This window comes from Lacibacter sp. H375, from assembly GCF_037892425.1.
Lineage (GTDB): Bacteria > Bacteroidota > Bacteroidia > Chitinophagales > Chitinophagaceae > Lacibacter.
Genome location: NZ_JBBKTT010000001.1, coordinates 4,543,746 through 4,563,396 on the forward strand (window position 1 = coordinate 4,543,746; position 19,651 = coordinate 4,563,396).

Below are 19,651 nucleotides of genomic sequence, written 5' to 3' on the forward strand. Positions count from 1 at the left end.
TGACATGAAACAGGACAGTTCTGTTCCTTCTCAAGGTAGCACCAATCCCATTTTAGAAAGGCGGTTTTCCATCGATGTAATAAACGATATTGCTTTGCTGCGACTGAAATGTTTATAATGGTTGTCTCAGGCTTTTAGCCACAGGCCGACAGGTATTCCCGAACTAATACCCTGATTTTACCAACAGTTTTTGGCATGGCATGATGATTGTTTAAGTCATACTGGCATTTAATTTAACCTTAAACTCCTATATATGAAAACAAAATATTTTGACTTTGCAGCAATGCTGCTTATCGTATTGCTATTATCAGCATTTGCATTTCAAAATGGCGGCTCCATAAAAGGAAGTGTAGTACCAATAGAGAACGCTTTCAGAGCCTTTGCTATTCTCGACAAGGATACCATCAAAAGCAATATTGTTGGGGGCAATTTTATACTTGGTGATCTTAAACCTGGCACTTATCAACTGATCATTGAAGCTATTCCGCCATACCAGCATAAGTTCCTCACCAGCATTCTTGTAAAACAGGGAGAATCTACCAATGTAGGTGAAATTCAACTGTTGTTAAAATAATATAACAGGCCGTAAGTTCTTTGTGGCATAACCTTTGCCAAACAGGGATACACAATCAAATCATAACGGCAATGAGCATGCGTTACACCCATATTGTTTTCATCCTGTTTGCAGCTTTTACATTTCTACAATGCGATCAGCTAACTGAAATTAAAGTTGCACCCAAGAAAAAAAGATCATGGGTTAAGCCTGAGCGACTGAGTTATCATGTTGAAAACCCAATCGACTGGTTACAAAAAAATGTAACAGCTGTACAAAAGAAGATTGTATTGGCTGTTAACCGTACTGATAGTAGCCATCTTAAAAAAATGGATTCGATTCTTGTTCCTGATGATCTTAGTGGGGATCTTGAATTGTATCTACCCTTCCCACCGAGCGTCTCTTACTTAAATGATATTGAGAAAATAATTTTCTTCTCCTATCCTTCGCAAACATTTGGAGCGTATGAACATGGAGAACTTGTATATGCAGGCCCAACAAATATGGGACGCAAAGCAGACCCCACTCCTACAGGTTTGTTCTATACAAACTGGAAAGCAGAAAAAACAACAAGCACATTTAACGATGAGTGGGACTTGCTGTGGAATTTTAATATTGAAAACAAACTGGGTGTAGGTTTTCATCAATACGAGTTACCAGGCTATCCTGCTTCACATTCCTGTTTGCGTTTATTAGAAACCGATGCTAAGTTGTTGTATGAATGGGCTGACCAATGGATCCTCAACAAAAAAGAAGAACTGCTTGCAAAGGGAACTCCGGTTATTGTATTTGGCAATTATCCCTTTGATGGAACAAAACCATGGTTACAATTAATCAGCGACCCACGTGCACTGGATGTAAGAGACGAAACTATTCAACAGGTAACAGCTCCTTTTATAAATGACATTAAGAAACAACAGGAAAAAAGAGTAAAAGTTATTTCCAATTTATGATCTCTATTTCAATTGGGTTTTTACGAACCAATAAACATGATGTTGTTTAAAAAAATACTTCTATTGAGATTTCTACTTCAATACGTTCCCACCGTCAGATAAAATAAATACCTGTTGTATCGTTGCACAAAAAACACAAACATAGTGTATTAGCTCTTTCAAAATAATAGTGATCACGCATGTTTACTCATATTCGTAAAACTCCCTGACATTATTGCTGTGGAAAACTTAGCACTGTGTTTGTCAGCGCATTAAGCTGTCAGCGTAGTTTTACTAACCCTGTTTACTATGATTCGCCGAAAATGCATTCTACTTTTGTTCTCGCATCGCTTACAATGATGCATGCAGTTACAACCGTACTTTAAATAACCCGTAACCCGATTACTGTTTTGTAACTGCAGTTCCCTCCAATACTTTATCGAAAAACTGTTTTTTAGAAATCCATTTCCCATGAGCATTTCTTTACTAAAAACAGTACAATGAAAACGACTCTATGGAAACAGGCAGGTTTATCCATCATCTTATTACCTCTGTGTAATACCATGTATGCAAAATCGCCACAACAGAAACATGAATCTTTATTATCGCATTTGTATGCAACAAATGCTGTATTACACGATTCTTTGATCGCTAAAACATCTGCAACAAAAAACCTTATCGTCCCAACGATTCAGTTGCAGTCTTCCGTTCGTGGTTTTGTTGATCAGTATCTTGAAGAACACGCTGAGATGCTGGATAATATTAAAGAAAGAAACAGTGGTACATTTAAAACTTTACAGAAGATATTAGTGAAGCGTGGTATTCCCGCTGAGTTAATGTACCTCGCTGTAGTTGAATCAAAATTAAAAAATAGTGCTACCTCAGGTGTTGGTGCTGTTGGTGTTTGGCAACTAATGCCTGTTACCGCAAGATATCTTGGCCTGCGTGTGGAAGGTAAAACAGATGAACGCAGGTATCTCTATAAAAGTTCTGCGGCTGCTGCAGACTACCTTGTAGAATTATACAAGCAGTTTGATGATTGGTTATTGGTTGTAGCTGCTTATAACTGCGGATCAGGAAATGTTTACAAAGCCATCAAACAATCGGGCAGTCGTGAGTTCTGGAAACTGCAACGTTTTTTACCAACTGAAACAAGAAATCATGTAAAGCGTTTTATTGCTACCCATTATTATTATGAAGGTGAAGGCAGTTTAGCTACACTTACCAAAACTGAACGCAACAATTATCTTGCATCACTAATTAATATTGAAGAAGAAAGCAATGAATCAGATAGTATACCTCCATCGTCTACTCAACCTTTGAATTGGGTAATGATTGCGCAGCTTGAAGGAGAATTAACTTTTGTTCTGAGAAAATAAAACCTTCGAAACGTTCTATTCTGAAAGAGTGGTTGCGGTAATGCAACTGCTCTTTTTTTTGGGGCTACACGAGGACTCAAATATTTAATTCAAGTACTATTTACTTAATAACCCTACCCACCCTGTCGCTAATTATACTCTCTTCATAAAATAGAAATTCATTGTTCGGGAAACTTTAAATCCCAAACGTTCATAAACAGCAATAGCCCTGTCGTTGTCATCACGTACATGCAGGAATGGCTGTTGGGCATTGTTTAAAATAATCTGTAGTTGTTGCTTCATTAATACAGATGCATAACCTTTACCCAAATGGTCAGGATGTGTACATACTGCACTAAGTTCAGTATAGTTTCCAACGTGCAGACGTTGGCCTGTCATAGCTACTAATTTACCATGAACGAAAATTCCGTGGTAAGAACCAAAACTGATTGTTCTTTTTCCAAAGGGACCGGGCTTGGTGAGCTTCACGAGGTCGATCATTTCATCCACATGCTGTTCAGTTAACGGAACAACATTGGAGAACTCACCAACAATACTTTGGGTGCCTACATAAACAAACTGCAATCCTTTGATCTCGTGTTGCAGTTGCCAGCCTTTCGGCTCCTTTATGCGGGAAGGAATAGCATACAATATTCTGCGGCCTTGTGGAAGCAGATCATAAAGTTCTGCAAAACCATATTTATTATCTTCAGCAAAGCCAGCAAATGGCGATACTTCTTCATCAAAGTATTTCACTTGCTCATTACCAAAACTTAAATGTCTGTCGCCGGTGAGCAAGGCGTTGTAAACGGGGTTTTCTAAAAAATGATTCACCTTGCAAAAATACCTGTTTTGAAAACCCGTTGTGCTCCCACGATGTGGTCATTTGTTATTGCTGTTCTTTGCTTGTTTTCGGTTGTTGCTTCGGTGCAGGTTGTTTCGTTTTGGGTGTTTCTTTTTGTATGCGGATGATCTTACGAATAATCTCTGCCACTGGGGCGCCTATTCCCAAACGTTGCGCATTTGAGTTTGCAGGAGCAGCCATCCTGTTTACCGGATCGAACAACAAGTAATTCCCATCTTTCATCCCGGATGAATCAAGCGTGCCGGCCGGAACATACAATTGTATTTTCACCTGCTGGTAACCGTTAGGGAAATAACGAAGATAATAGCCACCCTCCTGTTTGTACCATTGTTCCTTTTTATAATCTGCACGATGTACAACCGATTTTTCACGCAGTACAGCAACACGTTCAAATGCCTCATAAGTGTTGCTTCCTGTTTCAAACAACTGCTTCATGTTGATATGCGCTCCTGTAAATTTTGTTTCGGGCAATGCCTTCGCTACCGTCTTTACTACACCCATTACACCGCCCTTTAATTCAAATATCTGTTTTCGTGTGAGCAATTCCTGTGCTGTTAATTGCACAGGCCATGACAGCTTATTATAGTCAGACCCGCTTACGACTGACCATAACAGGAGTTGAATATTTTTTTGATTGAGATGTGGCTTTTGTAATGAAGTACGTAACACTGTCTGCACAATATCCTTTCGATAAGTTTGCAGAGGAGTTTGTAAATATGCATCTCTATCTGAGGGATCGGGAGTGCCGGGCTGCAGACAATAACTTTTATAAACTGCTTCATAATAACCTTCTGCCAGTACGATCTCGCCTTCTTCGGTTTGTTGCAAATCGGTTAATGGCTGCGGTTGAACACCAACAAGCAGTGTATCAATTAACAAAGATGTTGACGTTGCAGCTTTTGCAACTGGCACTTGTTTACGATTACTGCTGAGATGATCTTGTGAAACGGATGCGCAGGCTGTTAAAAATAAAAACAACCATACATGTTTGAGTAGAGTTTTAGGCATACGGTACGATTTAGATGAGTGTTGATGAAGGAACGATTTCCAGATCAACTATAAATGCAACAACAAAATAGAAAACGATTCTCAGATTTGAAAGTTGTGCCAGGCAAAACATTGTTAAGATTGGAAAGGTCGAAGGCAACAGAAAAATGACCGGTACCTGTAGCACTATTAACAGCTAAATGCTACTTTCGCAGTCTTAAAAAAATATAATGAGCGAAATAAAATTAACAACCGGCGAAATACATACAGCCAAAGGCATCATGAAATTTGAATTATATGATGATGATGCACCTATTGCAGCAGGCAATTTTAAAAAACTCGTAAGCGAAGGATTTTATAACGGATTGAAATTTCACCGGGTAATTCCAGACTTTATGATCCAGGGCGGATGCCCAGACGGAACAGGTGCTGGCGGGCCAGGATATACTATTCCCTGCGAGTTAACAGGCAGCAAGCAAATTCACGACCGTGGTGTTATGTCGATGGCACACCGTGGACGAAATACCGGTGGCAGCCAGTTTTTCATTTGTCATAACCGCAACGGTGTAAAACATCTTGATCGTAATCATACCTGCTTTGGACGCATTACTGAAGGAGTAGAAATTATTGATGAAATTCGTGCCGGTGATGTAATGCAGAAAGTAATACTTACTTAATTCTTCAACTCCTCTGTATTCTAAAGTCTCCGGTATTTTACCGGAGACTTTTTTATTTACAGAAGAGTTGTCGTTAGCTATTTCGTTATCTCGCCTATCCAACGCATGATCTCTGCACCTTCTTCAGCTGAGCAAGGATTGGATGCACGACCCGAAAAATAGTTCACTACTTCAGCGATCATTGGTTGCTGTACATGTTGCAACCGATCAAAATCGAAAACAGTGGTTTGGCCATTACTCTCCAGTGTAATACTGTTGCCGGTAAAAAAACTAAAACGCAATGAACCGTTGCTGCCAATGATTTCACATACATCATTTGGTTCAGCAGTTGTGAAACACCAAGACCCTGTAAATACAATTCCGTTTGTAAAATGAACAATACCTGTAACCAGATCCGGGGCTTTATAAAAATCTCCCTGGTTAGTGGCAAGACCAGTAACAGTTGATGCGCTTCCGAATAAATAAAAAAGAATATCTAATTGGTGAGGAGCAAGATCATGAAAGAGTCCGCCGCCTGAAACAGCCGGATCAAAACGCCAAACATATTTTTCATCGCTTAATTGAGCAGCAGTTGGTGGTTGTTGATCTAATTGTAAACGCACCAATCGTACGTCACCAATTACTTTTTGTTGGAGTAATGATCTTAGTTGTTGAATCAGGGGCCATTGTCTGCGATAATGTGCAACCGTTAATTTTACATTCGCAGCATCAGCTGCCTGCGCCATATTTTGTGCAGCGGCATAATTTACCGTCATTGGTTTTTCTACATACACAGGTTTGCCTGCTTTTATAGCCGCCAGTGCATATGCTTCGTGTGAAGATGGAGGTGTGGCAATATAAACAGCATTTACTTCGGGATCATGTATCAGTTCATCAGCATCAGTATACCACTTTGGTACGTTATGCCGCTTAGCATAGTCTTCTGCTTTTGCTGCATTGCGACGCATCACAGCTACAAGCTTTGAGCCGGGCACTTTATTAAATGCAGGCCCGCTTTTTACTTCGGTTACATCGCCGCAACCGATAATACCCCAGTTGATCATAAATACTTTGTTCGTTTAATCCAAATAAAAAAGGGAAGGTATTGTATTCTTCAAATCTTCTTTGACTTTATCGTTTCTTTTATTACAAGCTCATTAACTAATTAAATTCATTTTAAAGGCAGCATATAACGCTATCAGCTTACCTCTAACCAAAAAACCGACTGATGAAACAGGTTGGGCAAAAAACTCCCCGCTTTTGCCAACCGTTCATATGCGGGGCATTGACAGTTGGTGGGAAACCCATTTACACTTATCCAATCTCCCTCCTCTACCTTCTTTATTGGAGGGGCATAGCTTTTGTATAAAGAAAACTATGAAAAAAATCATGTTGTTTATTGCAGCGTGCAACCTGTTATTGAGTTGCAGCAACTCCTCTTCACCCGAAGAAAGGGAAGAGCAAGAAAAGAAAAATGTAACAAAGAGAGATCTTACTATAACCGCTGCCAATTCATACAGCACACTTTTTATGGATAGCGTTGTAGTAGAAAAATTTATTACTGACCAGAAAGTGGCCGACAGTTTGGCCCGCCGCATGAGAAGTTTTTACAATGCCCGCAATTACCAGTTTGCATGGTTTAGTGAAGATGGACTAACTGAACAGGCCCGTGGGTTCTGGAATTTGCATGAATATGTTACAAGCTATGATGGCGATACTTCGTTGAACCATAAAGGTCTACAAAAAACAATGGACAGATTAACAGCAGCAGAAGAGCTTTCGGTGTCAGCTTCCAAAACCTTTATTAATACAGAACTGTTGCTCACAAAACATTTCATTCAGTACATGCTCAATAATTATGAGAAGGGATATGTAAAGAGAAAAGAAATGGAACGGTTTATTCCGGCCCGTAAACAAAGTGCCGTGTACCTTGCAGATTCACTCATTAATAAAAAGCATAAAGACGATAAATATTTTGAAGATGTAAATGCATCTTACCGAGGTTTAAAAATGCATTTAAAAACCTATCATGATATTGTAAAAAACGGAGGATGGCCTGTCGTGAGTTTTTCAAAGGGTATGTATAAAAAAGGAGTTGCTTCACCAGCTGTTGCAACACTCAAAAAAAGATTATCAATATCAGGTGATATGCCCGGAACAGATACAACACTGAACTTTAACGACACACTTGAAACAGGTATCAAGAATTTCCAGCTACGTCATGGTTTTACTCCCGATGGAATTGTAACCGAAGCATTGGTGAAAGAAATGAATATATCAGCCGTTACACGTTTACAGCAGGTATTGATGAATATGGATCGTATGCGCTGGCTGGCTGCAGAACCAAAGGGCCAACTGATCGTTGTAAATATTCCTGAATTTGTTTTGCATATGTATGAAGGAGGTAAGAAAGTATTTGACATGGTTGTAGTGGTAGGAAAAGAAGGACATAATACCATGATGTTTAATGGCGATTTGAACCAGGTAGTGTTTAGTCCTCACTGGAATGTTCCGCCAAGCATTGTAAAAAATGAAATATTACCTGCGATGAATGAGAACAGCAATTATCTTGAATCGCAGAATATGGAGATCGTAAACAATGATGGTGAACTACCCGAGATCCGTCAACGACCCGGCGGCGAAAATGCATTGGGGAAAGTAAAGTTCCTGTTCCCTAACAGTTTCAATATTTATTTTCATGATACTCCTTCAAAAAGTTTGTTTGAAAAAGACAAACGAGCCTTTAGCCATGGATGTATTCGTTTGAAAGAACCCGAGAAAATGGCGAACTATATTTTGCGCAATCAACCTGAATGGACTCCGGAAAAAATCTCCGAAGCCATGAATGCCGGTGTAGAAAAATTTGTGAAAGTAAAAGATCCCATACCGGTGATCATAACGTATTATACTGCCTGGGCCGGTGAAAACGGCAAGCTTAATTTCAGGGAAGATATTTATGCCCACGACAGCAAACTGGCGAGAAAAATGTTTAATTGATTTTTGAATAGACCGTGGCCCTTGTTGTGTGGTTTCACCATGAAGGGATTTTTTTCTGAAGCAATGAATAAAGAAAGAGCAGTTGTGTTTTCACCATTGCTCTTTCTTTTCCTTTGGTGGACATGCCGAGCTCAGACAAGCATCCCTATTCCCCATACGTCAACAACGCATGTTGACTCGCTGTGAAAATATCTCTGAACACACGGTTGAGTTCAGACTGTTGTGATGTGGCCGCCAATCCGCAATACGGATAAACAACTGCTGCATGGCCTCTGCAAAGCTTTACCAACTGCCTGCTTACATTACTGATCTGCTTTGTAGTTTTTTGTGAGAGCCTTTTTCTCGTCAGCAATTCATTCCACGATTGTTCTACGTTATTATAAAATGTAAGACTCAGTTTGCTGATCTCCTGCTTTGCTGTTTGTACTGCTTCATCTGCTGTTTTAAATTGAAGGCTGTTCAATTTCTTTTGCTTGAGTGCAACTGTTGCTTCATCCAGCAAATGATTCATCATACCCAATGTATTTACAGCAAGTGTTGTTTCTGCAAAAGGCATAAACGGATAACTGTACACAGGATGTTCCAGTGTTACATGTGCATGATCGATAACAAAACTCCGCTCCTCTTTTACTTTCAACTTCTTTACACTAAAACTTCGGCTTGCTGTTGCTTTTAACCCCATTGCCTGCCAGTCGTTGTAAATTGTTACTTCACTTTTCTTAAAATAAAATGAACGGATCAATGCGGTACCATCTTCCTGTAAAACCGGTTTTCCATTTTTTTCAATCACGCAGTTCGCTGTGAAGTGTGTTAAATGTGGTGCACCTGTTGCATACTTCCATCGACCCGTTACTGTATATCCATCTTTTGTTTTCGTGGCAATACCTGTTGCAGCTCCACTTCCACCCAGGCAAACATTCATTGCATGAAACAGTTTACCTGTTTTTTTCTGCTCCATAAATCCTGCAAAGAAATTAGCACCGGCGCAAAGTGTAACTGTCCAGCCAAGGCTGCCATCAATGTAAGCAAGTTGTTCTTCCAGCTTTAATGCATCGGGTAAACTCATTGCAAGTCCACCCTGTTGTTTTGGAATAAATAACTTGAACCATTTCTTTTTGTAAATGATGTTTAACAACGCTGGCGTTAACTGTGCCTTTTGTTCTGAGATAGCACAAAGACGTTTTAATTCAGCAATCTCTTTTTTATTCAACTGCAACATTTGTTTTTTGTTTGAGGTTTTTATTCCAATCGAAATAACCAAGTATGGCAATTACAAATAAGAACAAAGTAAGTGCAGCATACAACGGAAGTTCTTTGTAAAGCAACAACGGAACGGCAAACGCATTACTGATGTTGAGCAATATCCAGTTCTCTATTTTTCGCTTCGCTAATAACCACATGCCAGCCCATGCTGTGGCGCTCACCCATGCATCAGCAAGCGGCACTGTAGAATCGGTAAAGTTTACAAGCACGGTGTATAGTAACACGAATGCCGTAACAACAATCGCCAGTGTTATTGTCCAATCACGTTTTGTACTGCGACTGATAGCTGGTGCTGTATGATGTTTTCGATTTACCCAAAACCACCAGCCATACACACTCATGATGAAGTAGTAAAGATTCAATGCACTTTCGGCATACAAGCCTGCATTAAAAAAGATGTAAGTGGAAATAACAACGGCAACAATACCGCAGGGATAGAGTGCAATTTTATTTGCTCTTGCCAACAGCACTTCGGCAACACCAAAACCCACTCCAATCCATTCGAGCAAGGGAACTGCTTTCAGTTGCACTGCAAATGCTTCTGCCCATTCGTGAAGATTCATAACTGATTGTCTTATTCACTCAGGGGCATGCACATGCAACTTGCTTTTTCCCTACGCCGGCATTACCCGGATCAGGTTATAGAAACCGAAGTTTCTTTGTGGGTATGATCTCAGCCCTTGTTAGTGTGGCACCCCATGAGTGGCGCAAAGATAGGGATAGCAAAGTACAAGAGGCAAGGCCAAGAAAATCCAAAACCCAATATCTAAAGTCCAAGCTTAAGAAAAACCAAGTAACTGGAAACAAATCATCCTATGTGTTGCAGTATGATTAATAGATGAGGTGTGCTTTGCCGCTCAATAGAACGTCATCCCGATTTTGGAAGTCTCTGTTGGTTATCCGGGCAGCGCCTTATACGTCCATAGCTATTTCAGGACGAGACCATGTTGGAGAAAGTATATACGAAATTCCAATTATAAAAAGAAAGAGAGATATTAACTCAAGGTTTCATACCTTTTGTTTTAACCTAAAATACTATCTTATGACAAAGGTTCATTTGCTACTTTCGGGTGTGTTAATTCTTTGTATATCACTCCGGCCTTTTCATGGAGATTATCATACTGTCAATTCGGGGAACAACAAGTCTGAACCAATGTATCAACTGGCTTTTGCCAGTTTTGGTCCGTTGAACGATGATATTTTTATTGCGGATGCAAATGGAAATCATGCGAGGCCGCTACTCCCCGATCCGGCGAATGATTATAATGCTTCTTTTTCGCATGATGGCAAATGGATAGTATTTACTTCAGAACGAAATGGCTCAGCAGATATTTATCGTGTACATGCCGATGGATCAGGATTGGAACAATTAACTGATGATCCTTCCTTTGATGACCAGGCTGTTTTTTCACCCGATGGAAAAAAAATTGCATTTGTTTCGAGTAGAAACGGACAAGCTGATATTTATATATTCGAGATAGCAACAAAGAAATTAACGAATATCACTAACCATCCTGCCGGCGATTTTCGTCCTGCATGGTCTCCTGACGGGGAATGGATTGCATTCTCTACAGACCGTGATTCCAAAAGGCCCATGCCGGTATTCACTTTATGGCATTCTACTGAGATTTATACCATTCGTATTGATGGCTCAAACATAAAAAGAAGGACGCAACTGGATTCATATGCCGGCAGCCCTTGCTGGTCGTTTGATGGTAAACAAATAGTATTTTATGAAGCGGCTTTACAACAAGTGCGGAATATGAATACTGTTATGAAAACAAATGCAACAACACAGCTTTCTGTCATTAATGTTTCCGACAATACAAAGCAAACCATTACAAAAGATACGGGCGAAAAGATTTACCCGAGATGGTTTGCCGATGGCACCATAGCTTATGTAACCTGGGGCGAAACTCCCGGTATCGTATTTACAAATGGTAAAGCAAGATTGAATGGTAATTTTGAAAACCCTTCGTGGTCATCTGATGGCCAACAGATGCTTTTTCATCGTGAAGTAAATGCCGGCTGGCCGCCATATTATAAGTTGTTTAGCCGTGATCCGCAATTTCAATTGATTCGCTCCGGTGTGTTTCCCAGCTACTCACCTTCGGGCACCTATCTTATCTGCAATGATAAAACCGCCGGTATTCATCATAACCAGATCATGCGTATGAATGCAGACGGCACTAACCGCTCTATCTTGTTTGGCGATTCAATAAAAAGTGCGTTAGCACCTGTATGGTCTCCACAAGAAGATAAAATTGCTTTTGGCTTTGGCCGTTTTTTCCAAAGTCTGCAGGGGCCGGCTATTGGTGATATAGCGATTATTGATAGTGATGGAAGTCATTTAGAAGTCCTAACTGACGGGAAGGGTAATTATGGTTTTCCATCATGGTCACCCGATGGGAAAAAAATTGTTTACCGTGGAGCAACCGATAGCATCAAGGGCTTGTTTATTGTTGATGTGGAAACAAAAAAAATTACAAGACTTACAACCAACAGCCACGATAATTTCCCAGGCTGGTCGCCAAATGGCGACCTGATAGCATTTACCGGTAAACGGGATGGCAACTATGATATTTATACCATTAAGCCCGATGGAAGCGCTTTAAAAAGGTTGACCACAGATCCTGGAAATGAAGCTCACAGTATTTGGTCGCCCGATGGCAAATGGATTGCTTTCAGCAGCGGCAGAACCGGTTTCAAAGATGAATCTGCATTGCATCCTTATAATCCCCAACCATACGGTGAAATATGTGTGATGCGTGCCGATGGTTCGGATGTTCGGGTATTAACCGATAACCAGTATGAAGAAGCAACACCTGCCTGGATGTCTTTGAAAAAAAGGAAATAACAAAAGCATTGTATTTGATAGATTGTATTAGCAGGTAAAGACAGGAACATTGGTTTAAGCTGCAATTATATCAAACCAAGTATGCCTTCAGCAAACAATCTACTTTTTAATATTCTTAATAATTGTTTCTATTGTAGCCACATCATTATCAAATCCTCCATGTGAAGTGCTTTTTGAATACAGACCCGGACTGTGATACGATTTGATTGTTGCACGTTGGTAGTTACTTTCCTTTTCAAAATATTTCTGCATGCCTAAGATGGGCGTTTTTCTGCCGGGCTCAAACGAGTTGGAAACAAGATAGAGCAACGATTTGGAATAGATGGAGCAATTATCTTTCAGTTCAACATCATCACTCAAATGATACTGATAATAGTTGTTTATTTTTTTATTCTGAATGGCCTTGAGAATAGTGGTATCAAACAATTCATTGGTGACGGCAGGTGCCATAAACTGAACTGTTTTGAAACTCCAGCCGAGGCTTATTAATTTCTCCACCAAATGACTGTGCACAATACTGCCTGCCGAGTGGCCGATAAGATGAATATTGACATGACTCTTTAATTCGCTCTTGGCTGATGTTGCATATTTATACAATAACTGACCACCGCTGTTTTTTTCATAACTGATGGCCTTTGCATTTTCCTTCATCTCCTTCCATACCTTACTGCCAATAGGCGCTGCCAACCGTTCAAGCCGTTCATCTTTCCAATTAACGATCCAGTCAACAATGCCACCCGTCATACGTGGTTCCTTACCCAGCAAGGTATCTTCCAACATACTTTTAACTGTACTTAAAATATCAGTCTCCCACATCAGCATAATGGGAAATATCTGCGCATCATATAATTTTTTACACCAAACAGCATAGCTATCGGCTGCCGACTTTTCACCCACCAAACCACCGTGTGCATAAATAGCAACATCCATCGGTTTGTTTTTTAATCCCCATCGTTCTCTTGCAATGCCTGCATGTTGTGTTACCAATGCTTCAATATCCAATTCGGTTGTGCGGTATTCGCCGGAGTTACTCAACCGGCCATTGTTTTCCATATCAATAATAAACGGATCGAGTTCTCTTTTCTTCAGTATTGGATCAGCTGCAATGGCCACTTTGTTTTTTTTATCTAACCTGAGTGTGGCCGAATTGGCAATGGCCAAATGAAGATCGGTGGTAACACCCATTTGCGCTACCCAGCAATCCATTGCATTCACCTGCCAGTCTTCATACGTTAATACGGCAAGACCGTTTGTTCCCCATTCCTTGCCCCATGAATTCTGAATGATAAAACCTGTTTGATTATAGCCAATGATCACAAACGCATGACCTCCATCCGTCTCTTTTACTTTTGTATTGGGAATTTCTAAGTACTTGTGATGTGTTGATTTTTTTGGAACGTCCCAGCCTGCATGACAAACAGCGCTTGCATACAAAATACCAAGATCATTAATGGCACAATGCATGTCTTCAATACTTTTCGGCTCTACCCTGTAGTAAGCACCTAACGGATAGTTTACTGAATTGAGCCACCAATCGCCTTCCTCACCTTTAATATCAGGCTTGGGCATTTGCAGTGTTTTCCAGAACCGGTTTTCGCAGGCACCATGTTTATGCCAGCCTTTAATGGCACCTCTTAAACTGGAACCTTCATCTTTTATATAGCCCGGAAATTCATCGTAACGACGGGCCATTGAATACAGCATGAAAGGTGATGCGGTAAAGCCTTGATTATTGACGGGATCAATTTTACGTGCGAGATAATTTACAACTGTGGCCAATGCAAAGCCGGTGCAGGCGCTGGTTTCTTTTTGGTGCAGTATGGGAAGTTTTGTTTCCTGGATGAACGCTTTGCGGGGAGCTGTTGTAACGGCGGGTTGATACATTCTGTCCCTGATATCAATTTTATCAGGCACAACATTGTTTTTCCTGTTTTTCATATGCAGTGTTTGGGAACAATGTAAAAATTATAGTGGAATTGTGCAATGGTGAAAACACGGTGAAAATATTTTCACCCGTTTTGCTTTAATGACAATGCAAGTGGCGTTGCTGATAACAAGCAACGGTGGCGGACATTCGAATTATTATTGAGCATGAAAGACCGGCTGAGGCTGAAGCCACATGCATAATATTGGCACTTAGTTGGCTTGCACTTCCCTGTTGATGGTGCGGTGGCCTGAATATTTTTTTGTGAATTGGTATTATTCCCCTTTGTAATTGTCTATAGTATGTACAATAATCTGTTTCGGGCGCTATGATATTGAACTATGTTGACGGATGACTTTTTCAGGAAGAATAATAACTAAAGCTGCAATTAAGTAAAGTTGAACACGGGCTTAAAATAAATTTAATACTATGGTAAGAAAACTGAAAGGAATAATGAAACAAATGTTTTTAGCATTCGTGTGTTTTTTAATATTAATCTGTTCATGTAAGAAAAAACCAGCCGGAAATACGGGTGGAGGAACGACTCCTCCAACTGCTGAATCTGCGCCATTAAAATCAGTTGCCACTTTTCCTATTGGTGCTGCAGGCAGTAATTTCTCTTTTATGAATACCGCACTTTCATCGGCCATACTAAAAAGGGATTTTAATGCAATTACTTTTGAAAATGAAATGAAGAACAATGCAATCGTCAATTCTTCAGGCGCCTATAATTTTACTACCGCTGATGCCATGGTAGCTGCTGCACAGGCGGCTAATTTACAGGTACACGGGCATGTGCTGGCATGGCATGCACAAACACAAGGTGCTTATTACAGGAGTATCTTATCGGCAGCAACGCCGGGCACAGTGAACCTATTGCAAAATCCCGGTTTCGAAAATGGCGATGCAACAAGTTTTACCGCATACACAGTTTTGAACTCAGGTAATCCTGCGGGTACAGCAACTATAACCGTTGGTGCAGGTGCGTCGGAAGTGCGAACAGGTACACGTTCATTAAAAGTTGTAAACCCCACCGCTTATGGTAACGAACATTGGCGGGTGCAGGTAGCTTCTGATGCTGTTACACTTGAATTGGGTAAACAATACCAAATAAGTTATTGGGTAAAGGCGTTAACTGTAAATGGTTCTATCCGTTTATCAACACAACCCTCTCCTTTATACCAGGCCGATCAAACAATTGGTACCAACTGGCAGCAGGTTACATGGCTTATTACCGCCAATACCGCACAAACACGTATCGTGTTTGATTTAGGAAACAGCAGCAATACGTACTTCATAGATGATGTAAGTGTTAATGAAATGATTGGTGGCGGCAGTTCGGGCACTAATTATGCAAAGGTTGATAGTTTGCTTAAAACAACGATCTATACAATTGCCGGTCATTTTAAAGGAAAGGTCAGAGGCTGGGATGTAATTAATGAAATGTTTGCTGATGGTCCGGCGGGTGCAATACGAAATAATACCAATACCGCTAATGCAACCAACAATGATGTGTTTGTGTGGAGTGAATACCTGGGCAGAGATTTTGGAGTAAAAGCATTTAAGTATGCAGCAGAAGCAGATCCGCAAGCCAAACTTTTTATTAATGATTACAATCTTGAGTTCTCCACTGCCAAGCTCGATTCGCTCATTGCATACGTTAATGAAATAAGAACAAGAGGTGCCAAGGTTGATGGTATCGGCACGCAAATGCATGTAAGCATCAACACCAGTAAAACACAAATCGATAATCACTTTATTAAGCTTGCTGCAACGGGGTTACTGGTGCATATATCAGAACTTGATATTGGTGTAAATACCAATAACGCAACCAGTGTTGTTTTTTCTGCCGACCTCGAAAATGCACAAGCCGATATGTACAACTATATTGTAACTTCTTATATGCGGTATGTGCCGAAAGCGCAACGCTATGGAGTAACCATTTGGGGTACACTCGACAACCAAAGCTGGCGCTACAAAAGCGGTGCAGATTATCCGTTGCTTTACACAGCAACAGGTGTAAAAAAACGGGCCTACGAATTTGTGTTGCGGGCATTACAATCGGGTTTGTAAACAACTTTCAGGCAGGTTCTTTTAAAACTTTCTACCAGGTTATTATACCAATACATGTATTGGTTAATCGCTGATGTTTGTTTTGCTGCCCAACAAATTTTTCATCCCTAGGTTACGAGGGAAATGTTGTGCATGTGTAAAAGGCAGGCTACCCTGTCGTGTTTATACGCCTGATACGCTTTATGTACGCTTTATCTACGGAGTATCGTGGGAGTATCCTGGCTTATGTATCGACCTCTCAGCTTCACAAACTTCACCAGCTTTATACGATCGCTGTTTAAATGCAATTCAATATTCCCGGTTCCTGTTTTTACCAGGTTGATGGAATAATTATTCATCAACAGTTTATCAGGCGTTACCAAAACAGCAGTGCTGCTGTCTTTCCCTGCTAAAACGACCGCATAGTTTCTGCCGGATGTGCCGGTGATTTCAAGTAAAGTATTTGTTTCATTGTTGCGGTAAGTGCCGTTCAATGCAGCGTAGTTAAACCTGTTCCAGTTAGCGGTGGCACGGACAAGCGTGTAAGGCGCATGTGTTGTGTAGTAAGCAGTAACCTGCATTTCCCCTTTTGCATTCTTCACAAATTCCTGCTTAAATGCAGGATCGTTCTTTTGATGAAATACATTATGCGATTCACGTTCCAGTTCTATATCGTTGCGTCCGTTGCGTTTTAAATACAACTTACCGTTGCGTATTTCAAATTCAAAAGCAAAATCATTACCGGTGAGGTATATGCCGGTCAACTCCTTTTCATCCACATAACTGCCAGCCCTTGCAGGTGCCGTTAACCAGGATTGTGTTTCGGTATTCAACTTAAAAAACAAATCGGCCATTTGACGTGTCTGCATTGCAGGAATTGATTTACCGGTATTGGTTAAGGTGATCATGGCTACCTTCTTTTCCGGGAAACGAAGTACAGTTGCTTTCCATGCACCTGTTGCGCCTTCATGAAATGTGTATGCAAGACCTTTGTAGTTTCCAAATTCAAGACCATACCCATAATTTGTTACAGCAGACTGTTCAACCAGCTGCTGGCTTTTCTGAATGGTTGCGGTACTTACAGGTGTAACTACTTTGCCCTGCACAATTCTTTCCCATTGCAGCTGATCGTTGAGCGTGGAGAACAAATTACCATCGCCACATACATTCCATATCCAGTTGTAAGTTGTCCATGTATTAAAGTTGAAATAGGCCCTGGCAACGGGCCCACGGATGTTGTTGTAATTGTCTTCAAAGGAAGTGGCATACATACCCAGCATACGAAACAGATTGTTCGTGTAGGTTGTAAAGGACTGACCCGATAATTTTTCAACCAGCAATGCCAGTAAAATATAATTACTGTTGCTGTAGAGGTATTTGCTGCCGGGAGCAAAATTCAGTTCTTCCTGTTTCGTAAGCAATGCCAGTACATCGTTGTTGTTAAACGATTGCTTCCACCATGTAAAACCTTGCAACGACCACAGATCGTACACATCCCGTATGCCACTGCTGTGCGTTAACAAATGCCTGATGGATATCTTTTCTTTTATGCGGGGAAAAAGCTTTGGGAAGAATGTACGGATATCATCAGAGAGCTTCAGTTTACCTGCATCCATTAACGTGAGAATGGCCAGTGCCGTAAACTGTTTTCCATTGGAAGCGATATTGAATCGTGTGTCGGCTGTGATCAACGAACTGTCGGCAAAGTCGGCAATGCCCGCCCATTTTTGATAAACCACTTCGCCGTTTTGTATGATGGCAGTGGCGATGCCCGGTGCATCAGACGGCACATCCTGTGTGGCAACCGAATCGAGTTTTTGCAGCAGTACCGGAGATAAAGGTGTAACTGTTTGTGCAAACAGGACCTGCAATGGAAGAAGAATAAAATAACTGATAAACGGAACTGATTTCATGCGATGCAAATTTGTGCAATGGTCGGTTGCGGCCGTTGAAAAAACGGTTCATATCCTGATTTGACACCAGCTTACCAGCTGTTTTTTTGAATATAAGCATTGGGCGACAAACCTGTATGCCGTTTGAATGCCCGGTTAAAGGTTGATTTTGAATTGAACCCACAATCGTACGCAATGGCGAGCAGTGTTTGTAAACTATGCTCGCCTTCCTGTAGTTTGGCGATCACTGCTTTCACCCGATGCTGGTTGATGTAGTCGTTAAAATTTACAGCAAAGCCCCGGTTGATGATCTGTGATACTTTTTTTGGTGCGATGCTTAGCGGCTGTGCAATATCAGCGACAGACAGCTCCGGGTTTTCGTATAACTTTTTATCGAGCACCAGTTGTTCAATCCTGCTTTTCCAGTTGTCGATGTCGGGCAGTTCTGTTTTTACTTCCGCATCTTGTTGGGGTTCATGTTCAGCCGTGTCAACATTTTCCACTGCATCATTTGCTGAAGAAGCCCCCGGTTCGTTAAAGGAAGTAACTGAGCGGACGGTATTGACATAGCCACTGATGGATATGTAATAAAACAGCAATGAGAACGATAAATAGTACCAGAATTTGCGACCGAACTCATCCCACTCCGGGTTGATGATAAAGAACAAAGCCCTTAGTATCAACAACAACAGGAAGGCGAGCAAAAAACGTTGCGCCCATATAAAGGTTAAGGAATCGGCATAGCTTACAGTATTGTAGGTAATCTGTTTGTAGGTTCGGTAGTTGCGTAAACTCAAGAGCAGGTACACAAGCAGGGAACCAAAACCTGCGGCCTGGTACCAAAAGGCAAAATCTTTATCCCTTTGGTCTGCATAAAAATAATATTCACCAAGTACCAGCTGATCGGTTACCACAACCACACAACTGTACAGGAGATACAACGCAGCAGGCAAAAAATGAAGCAGTTGTTTGCGGGTAAACACAAAGGAACGGTCGAACAGGCTGCGGCAATAAAAGTATAACAGCGGCGGCAGTACCAGCAGTTGTTGAAACGGTATATAAAATAAAATATTCCGGTACGGCTGTTGGCTGTACCAGCCGGCATAGCCCAGCATAAAGGGTGAAATATACAGTACGCACAGCAGGGTGAATGCACTGAGCCAGAGAGCGGGTTTGTTATTGGTTTGTTTGCCTTTGATGAAGAGCAGCACAGCGAACACGAGCCCGTGAAAAAAGAACATCAATAAAAAAGAGCTCTTTAAGCTGAAATCAAAAAGCATGTACCTGAGAAATTTCTTTGCAGAAAAGATAACAA

The 19,651-nt window shown here is 40.9% G+C and carries 15 protein-coding genes; 7 read left to right on the forward strand and 8 right to left on the reverse strand.

The genetic code is table 11. From position 1 onward, the window contains the following. The first annotated feature begins 253 nt into the window (after positions 1–253). The 3 genes from WG954_RS19495 (at position 254) to WG954_RS19505 (ending at position 2,864) form a co-directional block, all read left to right on the forward strand. Positions 254–574, forward strand: coding sequence for a hypothetical protein (locus WG954_RS19495; protein WP_340438598.1), 321 nt, complete (start codon positions 254–256; stop codon positions 572–574). 77 nt (positions 575–651) lie between these two features. After that, positions 652–1,506, forward strand: a complete 855-nt coding sequence (locus WG954_RS19500; RefSeq protein ID WP_340438600.1) for a L,D-transpeptidase — start codon at positions 652–654, stop codon at positions 1,504–1,506. 479 nt (positions 1,507–1,985) lie between these two features. Then, the gene (locus WG954_RS19505; RefSeq protein WP_340438601.1) at positions 1,986–2,864 is read left to right on the forward strand and encodes a lytic transglycosylase domain-containing protein; all 879 of its coding nucleotides are present in this window, start codon (positions 1,986–1,988) and stop codon (positions 2,862–2,864) included. Between the two features lie 132 nt (positions 2,865–2,996). Here the strand turns inward: WG954_RS19505 and WG954_RS19510 are convergent, their stop codons facing one another. Continuing rightward, entirely contained in the window at positions 2,997–3,677 is a 681-nt protein-coding gene (locus WG954_RS19510) for a GNAT family N-acetyltransferase (protein WP_340438603.1), read from the reverse strand. Positions 3,678–3,732: 55 nt separating this feature from the next. Then, complete coding sequence (locus WG954_RS19515) at positions 3,733–4,716, reverse strand: hypothetical protein (protein WP_340438604.1); 984 nt, start codon at positions 4,714–4,716, stop codon at positions 3,733–3,735. A 209-nt stretch (positions 4,717–4,925) separates the two neighbouring features. Between WG954_RS19515 and WG954_RS19520 the strand changes: the two genes are divergently transcribed. Then, positions 4,926–5,372, forward strand: a complete 447-nt coding sequence (locus tag WG954_RS19520; protein ID WP_340438606.1) for a peptidylprolyl isomerase — start codon at positions 4,926–4,928, stop codon at positions 5,370–5,372. A 77-nt stretch (positions 5,373–5,449) separates the two neighbouring features. Here the strand turns inward: WG954_RS19520 and WG954_RS19525 are convergent, their stop codons facing one another. Then, positions 5,450–6,415, reverse strand: a complete 966-nt coding sequence (locus WG954_RS19525; protein ID WP_340438607.1) for a Gfo/Idh/MocA family protein — start codon at positions 6,413–6,415, stop codon at positions 5,450–5,452. A 313-nt stretch (positions 6,416–6,728) separates the two neighbouring features. Here WG954_RS19525 and WG954_RS19530 point away from each other — a divergent pair, with 313 nt between their 5' ends. Beyond that, a complete protein-coding gene (locus WG954_RS19530) occupies positions 6,729–8,348 on the forward strand; it encodes a L,D-transpeptidase family protein (protein WP_340438608.1) in 1,620 nt (539 codons plus the stop codon). Positions 8,349–8,493: 145 nt separating this feature from the next. On the opposite strand, the gene WG954_RS19535 is transcribed toward WG954_RS19530, so the two are convergent. After that, entirely contained in the window at positions 8,494–9,567 is a 1,074-nt protein-coding gene (locus WG954_RS19535; RefSeq protein WP_340438609.1) for an acyl-CoA dehydrogenase family protein, read from the reverse strand. Then, on the reverse strand, positions 9,551–10,174 hold the full coding sequence (gene pnuC, locus WG954_RS19540) for a nicotinamide riboside transporter PnuC (protein ID WP_340438610.1): 624 nt from the start codon (positions 10,172–10,174) through the stop codon (positions 9,551–9,553). The genes WG954_RS19535 and pnuC overlap by 17 nt, the downstream gene beginning before the upstream one ends. Before the next feature lie 479 nt (positions 10,175–10,653). On the opposite strand from pnuC, the gene WG954_RS19545 reads away from it, so the two are divergent. Further along, entirely contained in the window at positions 10,654–12,468 is a 1,815-nt protein-coding gene (locus tag WG954_RS19545) for a hypothetical protein (protein ID WP_340438611.1), read from the forward strand. Positions 12,469–12,567: 99 nt separating this feature from the next. Here the strand turns inward: WG954_RS19545 and WG954_RS19550 are convergent, their stop codons facing one another. Then, positions 12,568–14,406 (reverse strand): C1 family peptidase, encoded by a 1,839-nt coding sequence (locus WG954_RS19550; protein ID WP_340438612.1) that lies wholly within the window; start codon positions 14,404–14,406, stop codon positions 12,568–12,570. Positions 14,407–14,821: 415 nt separating this feature from the next. Here WG954_RS19550 and WG954_RS19555 point away from each other — a divergent pair, with 415 nt between their 5' ends. Beyond that, positions 14,822–16,465: an endo-1,4-beta-xylanase gene (locus WG954_RS19555; RefSeq protein WP_340438613.1), complete on the forward strand. Its 1,644-nt coding sequence runs from the start codon at positions 14,822–14,824 to the stop codon at positions 16,463–16,465. A gap of 191 nt (positions 16,466–16,656) precedes the next feature. Here the strand turns inward: WG954_RS19555 and WG954_RS19560 are convergent, their stop codons facing one another. Continuing rightward, the gene (locus WG954_RS19560) at positions 16,657–18,357 is read right to left on the reverse strand and encodes a serine hydrolase domain-containing protein (RefSeq protein WP_340438615.1); all 1,701 of its coding nucleotides are present in this window, start codon (positions 18,355–18,357) and stop codon (positions 16,657–16,659) included. 71 nt (positions 18,358–18,428) lie between these two features. Continuing rightward, positions 18,429–19,616, reverse strand: a complete 1,188-nt coding sequence (locus WG954_RS19565; protein ID WP_340438617.1) for a helix-turn-helix domain-containing protein — start codon at positions 19,614–19,616, stop codon at positions 18,429–18,431. Positions 19,617–19,651 lie beyond the last annotated feature (35 nt).